We start from the raw sequence: 16,118 nt of genomic DNA on the forward strand, positions 1-16,118 counted from the left end.
GTAACCTTACTTTATTATTAAAGTACTATTGCTTTATGAATTTTTGAACAAGCTTTTTTCCGGAGTTTAATGTGGCTTCCACAAAATAAACGCCACTTGAAAATGAAGAAGTATCTATAACAATATTGTCTTGGGTACTGAAATCTTTGGTGTATATATTATTTCCATAAATAGTATAAATTTTGATTGATTCTATCAAAAAACTAGAAGTGTTAGTATGGATATGCAAATTAAAATTGACAGGGTTTGGATAAACTACTAATGAATTTTCAATTTCAAAATCATTTGTATTTAAAACCTCTTCACATATAACTAAGGAATCATCTAAGAGGCTGGGAATTTGCTCTTCATTTTCAAGCACAAAATTTTGATTAAAGAGTAAAACATTGGTTGCAACCGAAACACTATGATAATTCAATGAAAATGGGATATCCTGAAGTTGCGATTGTACAGTAACATTTTTACACGAGGACAAACCTGTTTCTTTATTAATCTTTATGAAATAATCATTCCCATTATTTCCAGAAAATGTTCCTACTGCAAAAATAGAATCTTCGAGTTCCTTAATAAAATTTGCCCTACCATAATTTGATAATTGCCCATTTGGTGAAGAATCGGAAAAAACTGTACTCCAAATACTATTATTCGTAGTACCATTTAATTTTCCAACAAAAAAATGAGAAAAATCTACTAACCAACCTCCTGATGGTAGATATTGACCAATTGTTCCGCTATAATAAACAGACCCGTCATTTGATTGTTCAATGGAATCTAATAGTGAAATATCAAAATTATCTACCTGGAGGGCTTTAACTGAATTAATAGCAGGACTTCCATTTTGATTTAATTTTACTATTAATCCCGTTGTAGGTACTATTTCTGAACTCAAAAAATCCTCATATCCTCCCACAAGAAATAAATTATTTGAAGAAACATTCGCAATCTCAAAATGAGTTCCAAGACTATATCTTTCTAATAACCCAAGAGGATTTCCATTGCTCTTATCAATTTTTTGTATAAAAACTTGTTGAACAGAACTTGGTGTTCCTGCTGCTCCCTCTACACCAATTTTGCCTATAACAGTATAATTATTGTCAAATTCTAAAAGAAATTCAGGCAATAAATAGTAGCCATCTAATCTGTAAACAGATGACCATAATAAATTATGCTGACTGTCAAATAATGCAATTATTGCAGATTTATCTATTGTTCCAACTTCCGGATCATCTGGATTTATATTAAAATATTGATAAGCCCCACATATAACAGACTTCGAGTCACTTAACTTTTTTCCAAATTTAAAAATTGTGTTACTTGAGTCAAAAAGTGAATTTGTAACATTGTAACTTTTACCGCTTAAAAATTGAAAATTTTCTGATTTAATGATATTTAAAACATTATCATCAAAACTAAATAGTTCAAAATCAGAGAGACTATTTGAAAAAATTGGCTTGGTTGTGTTAAAAGCACTTAAAGTTAAAAAGGAATTGGGACTATACTTTTTGGAATTAATTAAATCACCAGAGTAATCAAAACTTGAATACTCAGTGAAAAAAGATTCCCCAACTACCATAAATCCATCTTCATCAAAATTTACTCTGGTCCAATTTGTGTTAGTGGGGTTTTCACTAATTCTTTTATGAAATAAGGTTTGCGAAAAACAAAAAGTTTGATTAAGAAAAATGAATAGTAAAATTAGAAAAATTGATTTCATAGACTTTATTGTAAATTATTTTAATAAAAAAATGTAGTAGATTGAAACAAAAAACAGAAGAATGAGTTAAAATAGTTTAACTAATCACAAGTAACAAAATCTTCTTCCGAATAACCAGCTTGTAGAGCCCAGCAAGGATTATCAAACTGAATAATACTGCTTGAAGTTTCTACACAAGTAGGTTGAAAATCAAACGTACAATACCATCCATTCGGGTTACAATCAACATTACTGTAGAAATCATAAACGTTTTCAATAGTGACCACCTCTCCACTATATTCAATTTGAAATGGATAAATAAAATCTATCCAAAAGTCATTTTCAGACATTGAAGTAAGTAAATTTTGTAAAATCTGTGTATTAGTTATAGTGACTGTTCCACCGTTATTATCGATGACAGATAGAGGGTAAACAAATTCAAAACAATTGGTAGATGAAAAAAATTCATCCACAGTGGCAACACTATCAACACTGAACAATAGAGATTCGAAATCACTTTCATTACTAACAATTAACTCATCATTATTAGTACTCATTAATACTGAAAAAGGAAAAATAATAGTACTAATATGCAATGCAGAATTCTCATTGTAAACAGCCTCTTTTAAACCATTAACAGAGTTAATCGTAACTTTAGCTCCACTAGAATAAGCTACTTCAATAGGAAAAACCAATGTAAATCCTAAGGAAGTTGATGCACCTGAATTAAAGTCTAAAGTACCCGCAGAACCTACAACTGTATTAAGAAACATTCGGGTAGCACGACTTCGTACCATCTCATTTGATTTATTTTCATCATTATCATTACAAGACAGAAAAATAAAAGCCAAAGACAAACAAATAAATTTAATTTTTTTCATAGTAAATATTTTTAAGATAATAACTCTAAGACACATTTATAACAAAAATACCCTACCTCATTTTTTTTTTTTTTAAAGTGTAAATGACTTACTTTCAAAAGTATAATGTTTCATTGCAAAATAAATCATACTATTGTCATAAACAAATACCTGCGTTCAGGTAAAAAATTAACGAAAAATGGACTTTTAAACTAATTGTAATAAATGGGAAAAGGCTAAATTAGGACGACTTTATTGAGCAAATTGACTACAATAAAATATTTTCAGTTTAGTTTATTCATTAAGAATTTCCGTTTGTCCTATTTAATAATCTTCAATCACGAAAAGCATATCTAATAAAAATAAGTGTCTTCTATTTCTTTAAGATTAATATCTGTAAATGGAAGAAATCCTTGAGCTGATATTTAAAATAAAAGTACCGTTGAAATCTTAGAGATTCAACGGTCAAGAGTGCTAGTAGCTGACCAATTAACGAATACTGGCGGTAAAATTGAACTGTTTTGAGGTTTTAACAGATTGGATTAATAAATTTATTAGAACATCTGATACGATAATAGTTATCGAAATGGGGTGTTTCAATGAAATCTCTAAAGTCAAACAAGTTTGTTAATAGGGTAAATATAATTTACAGCTAAAATTTTCAAGATTTCATAAGTGTCTCGTCTTCAATTTTTACTGGAAAAATTCTACTGCTACAGCAAACCATTCAATTTGACTACATTCAACAATTCTACAATGTTCTTTGCTTGGTATTTATTTAATAAATTGCGTCGATGCGTCTGAACAGTTAAAAAACTAAGAAATAATTTGTCCGATATCTCTTGGGTAGATTTTCCTTCTCGCAAAAGCTCTAAAATCTCTTTTTCACGTAATGTAAGTCTGGGAACACTTTTTAAATCATCAACTGATACCTTTTCAATAATTTCTTTTACTTGATTACAAAAAGTATTTTGCCCCTCTATGGCCTCCAAAATGCATTGTCTAAACTCATCTAACGAGGCACTTTTCAATAAATAGCCACTGGCTCCATTGTGTAACATTTGGAGAACAATACTTCTCTCAGATTGACTACTCATGGCAAGAATGATTACATTAGGATGGCTTTTTTTTAGTTTTAAGCAGATATCAATGCCATTACTATCAGTTAGAAATATGTCTAAAAAGACAATATCAATATTTTTCAAATCATCATAACCAAAGATACTTTTCCCCGTGTTAAAAGCAGCTTTTATAGTTATAAATTCAATCCCGTTTAATAAATTTCTAAGCCCTTCAATTACAATAGGATGATCATCTATTATTACAACATTATAATTATTTTTCATCTTCTAATTTTACCTTTAATTCAATATTAAATACGGATCCTTCAAAAATACCAGACTTTATTTCTAATTTACCACTTAGCAATTCTACACGATTTTTTATGTTTTTTAAACCCAATCCGGAAAAAAAATTCAGTTCATCTGTATTGAAACCACTTCCGTTATCTTCTACGGTAATTAAAAATAATTCTTTATTCTGAACACAATCAATTATTATTTCAGAACAATTTGAGTGCTTTAAAGCATTATTAATAAGCTCCTGAACAATTCGGAAAATGGTTACTTGATGTGAAGACAAAATTATTGAACTAATTTCAGAAGAAAAATAGTGAATCTTCACGGAAGGATTTGACATAATAAAACACAAATCTTCTAATGCCAAGTCCAGTCCTAATTTGGATAAAGTTTCAGGTATCAGGTTAAATGCAGTCTGCCTCAAGTCTTTAATCGCCAAATTTAGATTACTTGTAAACTTTTCATAATCGGTAAAATTACAATTCTTCACATCGACTTGCTGTAATTGCATTTTTAATGATGATAATCGACTGCCTATACCATCATGTAAATCTCGGGAAATTCGCTTTCGTTCAGATTCCTCTCCCTCAATCATCGCTTGCATAATCTCTATTTCTCTCCTTGATTTCAAGTATTCAATATTTTGTAAATGTATAACCCCTTGTTGTTTGTTGAGCTTCTTTTGAAACTTAAAATTTTTAAACAAAAAATAAGAAAAAATCACCAACACAACTAATGAAAATGAAACTAAAGCATACCATAATCGTAAATTTTTTAAACGAACTTCTTTCTCTGTTTTTTCGTTCTCTAGTTGTAAAATCTTTCTTTCCTTTTCAGACGTATTATATTTTGCTTCTAAGATTCGATACTCTTTTTCCTTAGATTCATTTTCTAAACTATCTTTTAAAAGTAAAAATTTTTCAATAAATCCATTTGCTGCTTGATATGCTCCTAATTTAGTAAGGTTTTGATAAAGTAATTCATATCTTGTTAATCGTTGATCCGAATCATTTAAATTTAAACGCTCTAATACATCCAAAGATCCGTGATAATCCTTAACTTCGAATTTAGATTTAGCAAGTCCCAAAACAAGTAATCCATAACTGATATCTGTTTTGCTATAATTAGGATTCGTATCATAATAAGTAAGTCCTTTTTCAAACTGTTGTATTGCTTTATAATGCTGCTTTTTCATCTGTAGTAAATAAGCTAAAGTTGAATAATATTTAGGATATAAATTATTATTACCATTTTGAACTAGAGATCTATTCACGGTATTCAATATAAGAGTTGCTTCCTCTAAATCGTTCAATTTTATAAGACAGTTTGCATAGTCAATAGAGCAGGAACTCAAAACATCCAATCCGAATTTATCAACTTTTTTCATTTGCTTGATAGCCTCTTTAAAATAAGGTTTAGCTTTATTAAAATCGCCCAAAATCAAAAATGAATTAGCTATACTCTGATTAAAAGAACCTTGCATTAATAAATTTTCGGTTTTTTTGGCTAACGGTATTCCCTCTCGTATCAAAATATCAATCGACTTATTCAGTTCAAAAGTATTGCCATAATAAGAACTAACATTTTGTATAATGATTAACTGAAGTTCATATGAAACAATATTCTTGTAAAGCTTTAATTGATTTAGAATATTTAGCACGGAAGTATTAAATGAATCATAGTCTTGCTGATGTAAATAAATCAATGACTCATAGTACTGAACATTTATTCTTAAAAATGGAGAACCTTTTGCAAAAAATTTTCCTTGTGCTAAATGATAACGATAATTGTCTAAATCATAGTTTTTAAAATATAAAGCAGAGAGTTTTAAGTGCTTAAATGACTTTACACTATCACTATTAGTTTGCTCAATTTGTGATTCGTACTTTTTTATAATCTCAAAATCTTTGCCCATAGTATTAATATCCTGAGCAAAAATTGAGTTTGAAAAAAATAAAAAAAGTAGAATATATTTAATCATAGTTAGTAAATTGTAACAAAAGTAGTTAAAGAATTTACAGAGCTAAACTAATAAATTGAAATTACCTGATATCAGGTAGACCATAAACTATACCTGATTTAAAATATTGAAAATCATACTATTTTCCGCTCTGTAATTTCAATTTTATAATCAGCGAAAAAAGTTATATTTTGATTTAAATTTAAAAAAAAACTAATATTAAAATAGTTTTTTCGTGTATGTTGATTATCGGAAATAATTCAAACCTGGCTCTTAGTACCTGATTTTAGGTAATTAAAAATACTCTTTTTGAGGTATTCCCTACGAATGAAAGTTCAACTATATTTACCAAAATTAAAAATTAAATGCACGTGTTTATCTTAATAAATCAATTTTAAAGTAAATCAAGTGATCCCCGAAATTTTTCACACCTCTCAACCCAAAAACGAGGTACTCAAAAAACACATTCACTCCTTCTATTTTCATCAAGTAGACAATTCCATGAGTAATAAGCAAATAGTTTTTTTTCCAAATACAAAGAATGCCGTAACTATTTATAAAAATGCTATAAAAGTAGAAGTATCTAAAACCCCAAAACAAATAAAAATTATCCAAAACAAAATGGATGGTTATTTATTTTTATATGGAGGTATTCAGCAAAAAGCTGTTATTTCTGAAATCACAACACCATTTGATAAAATAGGAATTATTTTCGAGCCACTAGGCATCAATCATTTTGTTGAAGATAATTACATAGGCAGACAAATAAGGAGTGATTATTATTTTCCACCAATCGAAAGTAAATTAAAACCTATTATTGATTCTGTTTATGCAGCAACCACTATAGAAAAAAGAGTAGAGCTGTTAGAAAATTTCTTTTTAAATCAAATCAATTTCAACTTCAAAGAACCAGTTTTGAAAGAAGCTCTCAATCTAATTGAAGACTACCACGGAAAATTAAAAATCAACGAGCTAGTGAAGAAACTTAATATCGAAGAAAAAACACTGCTGAGAAAATTTAAAAATCACCTTAATTGTACACCAAAACATTATTCAAAAGTACATCAATTTAGAACTGCTTTAACAAAATACTTTGACAGCAACAAAAAAATTAATAGTTTGACAGACCTAGCACATAATAACTATTACTATGATCAATCAGATTTTATAAAAAGTTTTAAATCACTAACCGGTAATAAACCCTCTTTCTTTTTTAAACAAATAAATAATTTCGGAAATGAGATTTATTGGTTCAATTAAATGTCTTTTTTCTACAATTATTGATAGAACATAAAAAATATATTTGCCATTCAATAGTAAAAAAATTTAATGAAAATATTAATCGTAAAGCTTACTATTACATTCATCATAAACACAACCTGAATTAGTGAGATATTCCAACTTAATATAAATTAATTTTAAAAACAAACAGTAAACATTATGAAAAAAAAAGTTTTTTTAATCTTGTCAGTTATTTGTACATCCTTTAGTTATGCACAAGAGGTAAATGAAGAAAAAAAATTAAATAACTTTTCAATAATAACAAAAGGAAAGCTGGGGTTTAGTGAATTAAAGATAGACGATTATGGTTCTATTAACGGATTTTATACAGCTTTTGAACTTTTAGCAGCTTCAAAATTATCCGATAAATATTCGTTAGAATATGGTTTTGGATTTTCTGAGTTTAAAGCAAACAATGTGTCTCAGTCGAATACAGGTAATGTCAAAAATGAAAATTTTTACATACCGGTAAATCTACTAAGAAGTGTAAATTTTACTGGTAATAACACTTTTCAAATCGGTGTAGGTCTATATGGAGATTACCTGTACAAATCAAAAATTGATGGTTTATTAGAAGAGGAAAATATTGGTTTTACTATGGGACTAAACTTTCAAGTTGGTGCTAAATTTAAAATTGCAGAAAAAACATTTTTTAGAGTTATGATAGAAGCACAAAGCGATCTAACAAACCTAAAGAAAAAGGCCGTAGAATTTAGACAAATTAATACAAATACAATTTCTTTAAGTTTTATTCATGGTTTTTAAAGAGTCATAAAATCGTTGTCTAACTGCATTCAAAAAATAAGTGAAGTCATCAAATAGATTCATTTTAAACTTGACATCAAAAGATAATTCATTTTTTGTTTTTTAGTCTAAAACCGTGGAATATTTAACCCTTTTTCATAATTGGAAAGTTAGTTCAAGTAGGTTTATATTCGGGTTAATATTCGCGGTTTTTTTACTAAAAACATTTATTTTCAAGTATTTTTTCTACAAGTGATGTAATTTTTAAATTTAAAACTTTGGGAGAAATTAAACTATGATTAGTTCCAGTGAGTTCGATATTTTATCGGACTCATTTTGATTAAACTTGATTCTATTTTTTAAAAATTAAAATATTGATGTAGAAATTTCATTAAAGACAATGCTTGACCCTTTATTTATTCATACTAAATCGGACTTTCTTTACCAGAGAATCCGTACTGTAAAGTAAAGAAAAAGATTTTTTTAAATTGTTATAGTTTCTTTTAATGATATAGTAAAATAAATAACTTCGCTTAAAATCAATTAAACGAAGTTATCTTTTAAACTATTCTTTAAATTTTGTTTTTTAAGGGTTCAATCGTACCTATTTCTATTTGTTTTCCTCTATGATGGTATAATATCTACTTTAATCTCATACCCTCTAATTTCATCCCACCTTGAGAAAATGTTAGGCTTTTTACGGTTCCATCAGGGTTAAAACTGAACATAATTAGAGCTCCTATCTCTTCTAATAGAAAACTATTTTGTGTTTCCGGCGTAAGTTCAAGGGTTGGTTGTCCTGCTGTTTTGCCATAAAGTCGATCATTTTGCCGTACTATCTCAATTATAAAGCCGGGCTGAAGTTCGTAATCTCCAACAAATTTTTGTAATTGTTCATCGCTAAAGATGGTTTTGTTTATTTCATTTTTGCCATATAAAATATTTCTTATCGGATTTAAAGGCAAAGTAATATTATCATGATTTTGAAGTATAATAATTGTTTTATCATTCGTAATGTGTCTGGCAAAAAATGTAGCGTAACCCGGCCATCCTCCACCATGATATACAATTTTACCAAATTCATCATGATTATCAATTTGCCAACCATAGCCATATTTAGTTTTTGTACTATCATTTAATGTTGCCACTTTAAACATTTCCTCTATTCCATTCTTAGACAAGAGTTTGTTTTTATATAAAGCTCTATCCCACTTTAGTAAGTCATTTACTGTTGAATTTATACTTCCATCACCCACAATACCATCTAACCAAACCACACTATTTGTCTCCTCAATATTATCCGGTAATACATATTTTTTCAAACTTTCAGAATATACATATCCATACGCATAATTGTCTATTTTTTTTGGAGCTAATCTTCGAGTATATACAAATGTATTATTCATTTTTAATGGTTTAAAAATGGATTTTTGTAAAAAACTTGCATAAGTTTCTCCGGAAGTTTTTTCAATAATAGAAGCTAACAAAACATAACCTGTATTACTATATTCATACGTTGAATTTGGGTTAAAAATTACTCTAGGTTGTTTTTGTGCAAAAATTGATATGATGTCATTATTGGTAGCTATTTTTGATTTATCAAAAGACTTTTCTAAAAATTCCACATAATCCGGTAAGCCGCTGGTATGGTTAAGCAAGTGTCTAATGGTAATGTCTTTGTAAAATGCTAATTCCGGAATAAATTTTGCTAAGTGATCATCCAAGTTTAGTTTTCCTTTTTCACTAAGTATCATGATAGCCATAGCTGTAAATTGTTTAGAAACAGACGCTAATTCGAAAATAGAATTCTCGTCTAGCGGCTGTTTGGTTTCTTCATTTGCTATACCGAAACTTTTTTTATAAAGTACTTGACCTTCTTCGGCAATTAAAAAATTTCCATTGATTTGACCATTTTTATACAATGTAGTTAAAAGGCTATCCAATTGTTGGAATCGGTTTTGTCCAAAAATTATTTGAACAACAAAAAGGGCAATTAAGAGGAATGAATATTTCATTATTATATGAGATTTAGTATTAATTATTAAAATATTTTATTAGGCAATAGAATTTTAGAGACTCTATAATCTCTATAGTAAGGAATATAATTTAATGTATTTTGAAAGTTGGAAACTTCAAATTGAAACGATATCTTCTACTTTGTTTAAATCCAGAAATCAGCATTAGTTTGCTATCCTTAGACAAAAAAATCTATTTTTTAGAATGTTTGAGAAAGAAATAATAAGACAAAAAACTAATACCAATACTAAAAGCAATAATTGCTAGTGAATGAATATCTAAAGGTGTAGTAAAGTAAGTAATCATAAGACCTCCACTTAAACCCAAAAGCAAAAAAGTCCACTTTATAGTATCCTCTTTTTTATCGGTCACTCCTCTTTCCAAAATAGATTTTGCTAACTGTTCAGACACGCCTTTGTCTATTATTTTGTTTTTAAGTTTATTATCTAAAATATATTTTGTTACCTGAATTACCAATACTAAAACTAATCCTATGGCAAAAATTGGCATAAATTCTGTAATAGAATTGACCTCATTTAATGAATGAGTGCTGTCTCCATTCAAAATTAGTTTTGGGGATGAAGGAATTTTTGAAAACTCTGATTTAATAGCAATTGTTGATGAAACTCTTTCAAAGTTGCTTACGAATAATTTTATCATGTTCTTAAATATTTTTGTTATATTTTATTAGACAATATTTGTTGATTACGGTTGCACTTTTTATTGTGAAAACAACATTTCTTTTTCTTTGTATTGCCTGAATAAATCATTTAATAAGAAAACAACAATTCCAATAGAGCAAACCCCTAGAAAAGCACTTGCCATTATTGAAAATGATCTGAATTGAGTAAAAAGCGTCGCCATATATGGATATAGTAAAAATAAAATAAGAAGTGAAATAACCGACAAAATTATATAAAAGATGTAAGTATTTTTCTCTTTCCGAGATTGCTCTTCATAAATTTTACTTAATACTAAAGAAGTAACATCAAAAGAAAATTCTTCAGGTTTAATTTTTAGCATAATAGTAAACAAAAATTGATATTCTTCTACTCTTAATTGACACTCTACACATTCTTTAATGTGCGATGCAATGGTGTGATCTTTCACTTCATTTAAAATAAATTCTTGCAGAACTTCGTCAGTTAAATGTTTTTCTTCCATAACTAAAAATTTTATAATGATGATTTATTCGGTTTTTGAGAATTTTTCTTGCTCTAGACAGATAGCTTTTTATTGTTCCTTCTGGTAATTTGGTAATTTCTGCAATCTCTTTATTAGACAATTCTTCCAAATGGTAAAGAGTAATTAAAGTTTTGTATAGAGGTGGGAGTTTATCTATTTCTTTTGTGAGAATTAGTACAGTTTCGTTTTTAATAGAAAGTAACTCAGGATTTTCGAGTATTCTTACTTTATTTTTGTCAATTGCTTCCATGTCAGTAGTAGGAATACTCTTTTTTTTAAGATAATTGATGGAAGTATTGTAAGCTATGTTAGCAATCCAAGTTGATAACTTAGATTTGAATTGAAATGATGACAAATTTTGATAGGTTTTCAGATAAACTTCTTGTACAATATCTTTTTGGTGCTCTTCATTAGCTGTCAATTTTTGCACAATTTGAGTTACCAATTTTTCTGTATTCTTTATAATAACAGCAAAAGCTTGAATGTCTCCATTCAATATCTTAGTAATTATAATTTTGTCCGATAGAGGGTTACTTTCATTACTCATACATTTCAATTAGACAAATAAACGAAAATTAGGTTGCAAAATATATACATTTTTTTTTCGAAAGTTGTTGACGTAATGCTCTTTCATAAAAATTAACCTTTTAAAATTATCAAAGGTGTGGTTTTCGAGCATTAAACTTCAATTGGTAGTAGTAAACAAAACCTTTGTGTCATTTTTTTAAAGAGTGTGAGCTTTAAGGTTTTTAAAGTTACATCATACTTCTTCACTCCATAGTCCAGAAACTGCTATAGTTGAAATGGGATTATTGCCTTCTTTTCATTAGGAATTAAAACGAAATTATTTCAGCTTGGATGGGATGTAGAAAAAAGCACAATACAACAGTAGCTCAACGTTATTGATAACCTTGAACACAAGATAATCGATAAAAAAATTACTAATAGCTTTAAACAATACTGTTTGAAGAATTTTAAAATTTTTAAACTCAATTAGTTTTAACTCTAATTATCAAAAAGTAAAAAATAATTTTAACACTAATATGTAATTGCTACTTACTGCATGTTCATATTAATATAAAAATAAATTTGAAAAATTACTAAAAAAAACATATTTAATGTATGTTTTAAACTATCATCTTTAAATAAAATACACTAAATGTAATTACAGTAACCTTTTTTTACATCTCATCTAAACCTATACTTTTAAAAATTTCTTCTATATCTTGATCAATAGGAAATGGCTTTAACGGTGGAACATTGGCACCGCCCGGGTTTCCAAGAGGAACTTTACCCAAAAAAGAAAATATACCTCCTAAAAACAATCTTGGAATTTGTCCTATAATTTCATTGGTATTCTTAACTTTGAAAGCATATTGCATCATTTTCCAATGTACATAACAATGTGCAAATGGGTATTTTTGACCTATTATATGAGCTCTCTCCAAATGACGCCATGCTTTTTTTAAGTTGCCTTTAGAGTATTCTGTTTGGTAATTTTCAAGTTCTTTTCTATAAAATGGCCTAAGGTTTTTAGGTAGTGTAGTGTAAAACTTCATTTTCTTTACTGTTTACTTATTTTCTAATACAAATATTTATGTTTTTTGATATTAGCAAAAGGATAAAACTATATTTTTCAGTATCAATACATTTTATATGTCAATTGTATTTCTATTTTTTTTCATATTTTTCAAAAACTAGTTTAGCAATATCTTGTGTTATTTTGGTTGGTGAAAAACAATCACAATTGGTTAATCCAATTACATAAATATCTTCGCTAGGAATATAAACAGCCATAGTTTTAAAACCAAAAATGCTTCCTCCATGTTCTCTTGATTCGCTTCCATTTATTGTTCTAATATGCCAACCATATCCGTAAGTAATTTCTTCACCGCTGTTTAATTTATTTTTCTTAAAGGCTTTTTTTAAATTTTTGGCTTTTAACAATACATCTTCGTTCAAGGCATTTTGCCATTTTAACATATCACTTAATGAAGACATCAAAGCACCTGATGCATAGGGAACACTGAAATTTATTATTGTTTTATTTACGTAACCGCTTTCCTTTTTTTGATAACCATATGCTCTATTTTTAATGATTTTTCTGTCTGATGCATAATCGGATTGATTCATTCCTATTTTTTTAAAAATGCTTTCTTTGATAAATTCATCAAATGATGTCCCTGAAGTTAATTCTATAAGGTAGCCCAATAAGATGTAACCTGAATTACTATATTCAAATTTTTCTCCTGGTTCGAAATCTACTGGCTCATCTTTAAAAAAATCAACCATCATTTTTGGTGACATTTCTTTTTGAGCAATATCTTTCAGTGATTTCATTTTGGTAAAGTCTTTTATTCCAGAAGTATGTGTTAGTAAATGATGAATGGTAATTTTGTTACCATTAGGATAATCTGGGATATACTTTGAAATACTATCTAGTGTATTTAATTTTCCTTGTTCTTCCAACATTAAAATGGATATTGCCGTGAATTGTTTTGTCATTGAAGCCAATTGAAATACATTATTTGTTGTTAAATCAACTCCTAACTCTAGGTTAGCTTTGCCAAAAGCTTTTTCATAAATAGGTTTTCCATTTTTTGTAACCATAAACACTCCTCCTGGTCCTTTACTGTCATTAAATTCATTCAATATTATTTTATCTATTTTTTTTTTAATAGATTGAGTATAAGTTTTGTTTGTAAAGATTATTGATAGTATAATTAAATATATAAAATGTTTCATTTGTCTTTTATCTATCGAAAATAAATTTAGTGATATTATGCATTCTTTTATTGAAGATCAGCAATTGTTGTTTTTCGGTTTACGTATTGGCGATGGTGGGGCACTTGAGAAACTGGTAGCCCAATATTCACACAAATGCCCAATAGAATTACAAATGTTGAATTTATTCTGTCAGCCCCCACTATTGCCAATACGATGTTATGTGCTGCCCTTTTTTATTCGTGTTTTGGTTCGTTTAAGTCAAAATAATTTCCTTTCGTCCTATCAAGAATTTCTGCTATGAGTTTAAAATTTTTCTCTGTCGGCTTTAGATTTACATACTTGTCAACTATCGTTCTGTGTCTGTAAATTATAAAGGTATTTTCAACACCCGCATTTATCTTGTTGAGATTTGCTTCGCTTTCGGTATCACTAAATGATGGTACAAAAGTCAAAGCAATTTTTTGAAGCCCTAATTCTTTTCCGATCTTTTCTAATTCTGTTTGGCGTGTCTGCTTGTTATATTTTTTTGAATTTCCATAAACAAAGTACGCTTTAAGATATTTTTCTCTTATTACACTTTCATTGTCTAATTGCTTAAGCCATTTTTTGATTTCATCCCAATTTGGATTGTCACCAACAAAATATACAATTCCGTGATAGCGGCCATATATGCAGACAGGGCAAGTTCTTTTTCCTTTGTCGGGTCCAAAGGCGTGAAATGGCATAAATGAAGGTTGGTCTTCACCTATATTTAAACCCGATTGAATATCTGTTTTGTTTTTAGAAGGATAGTCAGGAATATTCAATCCTAATACAATATTATGCTCTGCGATTTGAATGTTTCCGTCTAAAACAACTCTTAACAGTTCCGTCCCTGCTCTGTCAAGTTTACCATACTTTTTCTTATGTTTTAAATACAATGGGTCATCATCAAAATAAAGGTCAGCATAATACTCATTTGCAATATCTGGTTCTTTAATAGATAAGTGAATGTGTTGCGGAATATTATCATTAGGATATGCAGCGGGTCTACTTGTCTGGATAGTATAGTTGCCGCTCTTGTCAGTCTTTACCCAACCTCGCAATTTACCATGCTCTTTTGCTTGTTTGGGGGTTTGGTTGTCGGACGAATACAAACCGTTTTCGTCAGTATGCCAATAATAGATAACAACATCAGAAGCAGGTGCTTTGCCGTCAATTTGAAAGACTTTGCCAGTCAATATTAACTTTTGCTTTCCCTCTGTCCAACCAATACTTGTATGTTCACTTGAAATATTTTTGGGCATTTCAACATACATTAACTCGCAACCCTCGCAACCACCACCAACTTGTTTCGTTCGTTTGGTCTCGTTAGGCTCTTGTTTTGTCTGTCCGTTGCAACTTGTCAAAAAGTTGATAAGAATTATAAAAAGTCCAAGTCGATATATTCGTTTCATATTTTTTCTTTGGTTTGTTTTAGGACTGCACATAAAAGTCTGATTATATAAATATTCTTGCTCCAAGATATAATAAATTTTTAAACTAAAATATCCCAAATCTTAAAATTTCAACATAAATATTATAATTAAATTACCTTTTATTTTCTGATTTGAGAGATAGATAGCATCTGTTTAATTAGTTTTTTACTATCTTGATTGTTGTTGTACCATTTTCAAATTCTAATCTTAAATAATAAATACTATTTGCATATTCAGATAAATCTACAATATAACTATTAGCATTTACTACTTGTTCAGTTAGTATCCGACCTGTATTACTAATAACACTAGCATTAATGATGTTCAATTTGGAGTCTAAGTATACTGATCCTTTTGTAGGTGATGGGTAGGCCACTACTGAAACGTTTTTAAATGAATTTACTCCAAGAGTTACATTCACTATAACTTCAAAAGGTTCGCTAGGACATCCGTTGACTACGGAAACTGCAAAATAGTTTTCTCCATTTTCGAGTATTGTACCTAATGGTAATGGGTTGATTTCTGCTAAAGCATCAAGTAGGGATTCGTACCAAACCACATTTGATGGTTGTACAACTAAATTTGCAAGAGTTACATCACTAAGATTATCAACACTAAAACTTTGAATGTTATCCCCTGCTGGTGTAGGTGTGATATTTACGGTAATGGTCAAAGTAGTAGTTGATGCACACNNCGCTGGTGACCAACTACCTGTAATCCCGTTAGTGGATGTAGTAGGCAAAGGACTTAAGGTTTCACCTGAACAAATAGGACTTACAGCAGAGAATATAGGCGTGATGTTCGGATTTACAGCAATGGTCAACGTAGTTGTTGTTG

The 16,118-nt window shown here is 28.9% G+C and carries 14 protein-coding genes; 2 read left to right on the plus strand and 12 right to left on the minus strand.

The features are described from left to right. Window positions 1-25: 25 nt before the first annotated feature. The 4 genes from B4N66_RS03995 to B4N66_RS04010 form a co-directional block, all read right to left on the minus strand. On the minus strand, window positions 26-1,714 hold the full coding sequence (locus tag B4N66_RS03995; RefSeq protein WP_291092517.1) for a T9SS type A sorting domain-containing protein: 1,689 nt from the start codon (window positions 1,712-1,714) through the stop codon (window positions 26-28). A gap of 80 nt (window positions 1,715-1,794) precedes the next feature. After that, entirely contained in the window at window positions 1,795-2,574 is a 780-nt protein-coding gene (locus B4N66_RS04000) for a hypothetical protein (RefSeq protein WP_291092519.1), read from the minus strand. Window positions 2,575-3,266: 692 nt separating this feature from the next. Then, window positions 3,267-3,899: a response regulator gene (locus B4N66_RS04005; protein WP_291092521.1), complete on the minus strand. Its 633-nt coding sequence runs from the start codon at window positions 3,897-3,899 to the stop codon at window positions 3,267-3,269. Next, window positions 3,889-5,892 carry an ATP-binding protein gene (locus B4N66_RS04010; RefSeq protein WP_291092522.1) on the minus strand — a complete coding sequence of 668 codons (2,004 nt, stop codon included), beginning with the start codon at window positions 5,890-5,892 and terminating at the stop codon, window positions 3,889-3,891. Before B4N66_RS04010 ends, B4N66_RS04005 begins: the two co-directional genes overlap by 11 nt. 600 nt (window positions 5,893-6,492) lie before the next feature. Here B4N66_RS04010 and B4N66_RS04015 point away from each other — a divergent pair. Together B4N66_RS04015 and B4N66_RS04020 are read left to right on the plus strand one after the other, a co-directional pair. Next, window positions 6,493-7,131: a helix-turn-helix domain-containing protein gene (locus B4N66_RS04015; protein WP_291092524.1), complete on the plus strand. Its 639-nt coding sequence runs from the start codon at window positions 6,493-6,495 to the stop codon at window positions 7,129-7,131. 180 nt (window positions 7,132-7,311) lie between these two features. Further along, a complete protein-coding gene (locus B4N66_RS04020; RefSeq protein ID WP_291092525.1) occupies window positions 7,312-7,917 on the plus strand; it encodes an outer membrane beta-barrel protein in 606 nt (201 codons plus the stop codon). Window positions 7,918-8,537: 620 nt separating this feature from the next. Here B4N66_RS04020 and B4N66_RS04025 read toward each other — a convergent pair. The 8 genes from B4N66_RS04025 to B4N66_RS04060 form a co-directional block, all read right to left on the minus strand. Then, a complete protein-coding gene (locus B4N66_RS04025) occupies window positions 8,538-9,911 on the minus strand; it encodes a serine hydrolase (protein WP_291092526.1) in 1,374 nt (457 codons plus the stop codon). A gap of 193 nt (window positions 9,912-10,104) precedes the next feature. Further along, window positions 10,105-10,572, minus strand: coding sequence for a DUF6249 domain-containing protein (locus tag B4N66_RS04030; protein ID WP_291092527.1), 468 nt, complete (start codon window positions 10,570-10,572; stop codon window positions 10,105-10,107). 60 nt (window positions 10,573-10,632) lie between these two features. Beyond that, on the minus strand, window positions 10,633-11,076 hold the full coding sequence (locus tag B4N66_RS04035) for a hypothetical protein (protein WP_291092528.1): 444 nt from the start codon (window positions 11,074-11,076) through the stop codon (window positions 10,633-10,635). Continuing rightward, a complete protein-coding gene (locus tag B4N66_RS04040) occupies window positions 11,054-11,644 on the minus strand; it encodes an RNA polymerase sigma factor (RefSeq protein ID WP_291092529.1) in 591 nt (196 codons plus the stop codon). Before B4N66_RS04040 ends, B4N66_RS04035 begins: the two co-directional genes overlap by 23 nt. A gap of 634 nt (window positions 11,645-12,278) precedes the next feature. After that, window positions 12,279-12,656, minus strand: coding sequence for a DUF3703 domain-containing protein (locus tag B4N66_RS04045; protein WP_291092531.1), 378 nt, complete (start codon window positions 12,654-12,656; stop codon window positions 12,279-12,281). 112 nt (window positions 12,657-12,768) lie between these two features. After that, entirely contained in the window at window positions 12,769-13,842 is a 1,074-nt protein-coding gene (locus tag B4N66_RS04050; RefSeq protein WP_291092532.1) for a serine hydrolase domain-containing protein, read from the minus strand. A 215-nt stretch (window positions 13,843-14,057) separates the two neighbouring features. Next, window positions 14,058-15,326, minus strand: a complete 1,269-nt coding sequence (locus B4N66_RS04055) for an intradiol ring-cleavage dioxygenase (RefSeq protein ID WP_291092534.1) — start codon at window positions 15,324-15,326, stop codon at window positions 14,058-14,060. Between the two features lie 112 nt (window positions 15,327-15,438). Beyond that, window positions 15,439-16,118: T9SS type A sorting domain-containing protein (locus B4N66_RS04060; RefSeq protein WP_291092535.1), on the minus strand; the 680-nt coding region annotated here is incomplete at its 5' end.

The sequence above is a fragment of the Flavobacterium sp. UBA2787 genome (genome assembly GCA_002352205.1).
Classification (GTDB): domain Bacteria; phylum Bacteroidota; class Bacteroidia; order Flavobacteriales; family Flavobacteriaceae; genus Flavobacterium.

Excerpts from the sequence above, each read along its gene's own strand:
- B4N66_RS04025 (WP_291092526.1), bottom strand. The coding sequence starts at position 9,911 with ATGAAATATTCATTCCTCTTAATTGCCCTTTTTGTTGTTCAAATAATT.
- B4N66_RS04005 (WP_291092521.1), bottom strand. The coding sequence starts at position 3,899 with ATGAAAAATAATTATAATGTTGTAATAATAGATGATCATCCTATTGTA.
- B4N66_RS04015 (WP_291092524.1), top strand. The coding sequence starts at position 6,493 with ATGGATGGTTATTTATTTTTATATGGAGGTATTCAGCAAAAAGCTGTT.
- B4N66_RS04010 (WP_291092522.1), bottom strand. The coding sequence starts at position 5,892 with ATGATTAAATATATTCTACTTTTTTTATTTTTTTCAAACTCAATTTTT.
- B4N66_RS04035 (WP_291092528.1), bottom strand. The coding sequence starts at position 11,076 with ATGGAAGAAAAACATTTAACTGACGAAGTTCTGCAAGAATTTATTTTA.
- B4N66_RS04030 (WP_291092527.1), bottom strand. The coding sequence starts at position 10,572 with ATGATAAAATTATTCGTAAGCAACTTTGAAAGAGTTTCATCAACAATT.
- B4N66_RS04040 (WP_291092529.1), bottom strand. The coding sequence starts at position 11,644 with ATGAGTAATGAAAGTAACCCTCTATCGGACAAAATTATAATTACTAAG.
- B4N66_RS03995 (WP_291092517.1), bottom strand. The coding sequence starts at position 1,714 with ATGAAATCAATTTTTCTAATTTTACTATTCATTTTTCTTAATCAAACT.
- B4N66_RS04050 (WP_291092532.1), bottom strand. The coding sequence starts at position 13,842 with ATGAAACATTTTATATATTTAATTATACTATCAATAATCTTTACAAAC.
- B4N66_RS04045 (WP_291092531.1), bottom strand. The coding sequence starts at position 12,656 with ATGAAGTTTTACACTACACTACCTAAAAACCTTAGGCCATTTTATAGA.
- B4N66_RS04020 (WP_291092525.1), top strand. The coding sequence starts at position 7,312 with ATGAAAAAAAAAGTTTTTTTAATCTTGTCAGTTATTTGTACATCCTTT.
- B4N66_RS04000 (WP_291092519.1), bottom strand. The coding sequence starts at position 2,574 with ATGAAAAAAATTAAATTTATTTGTTTGTCTTTGGCTTTTATTTTTCTG.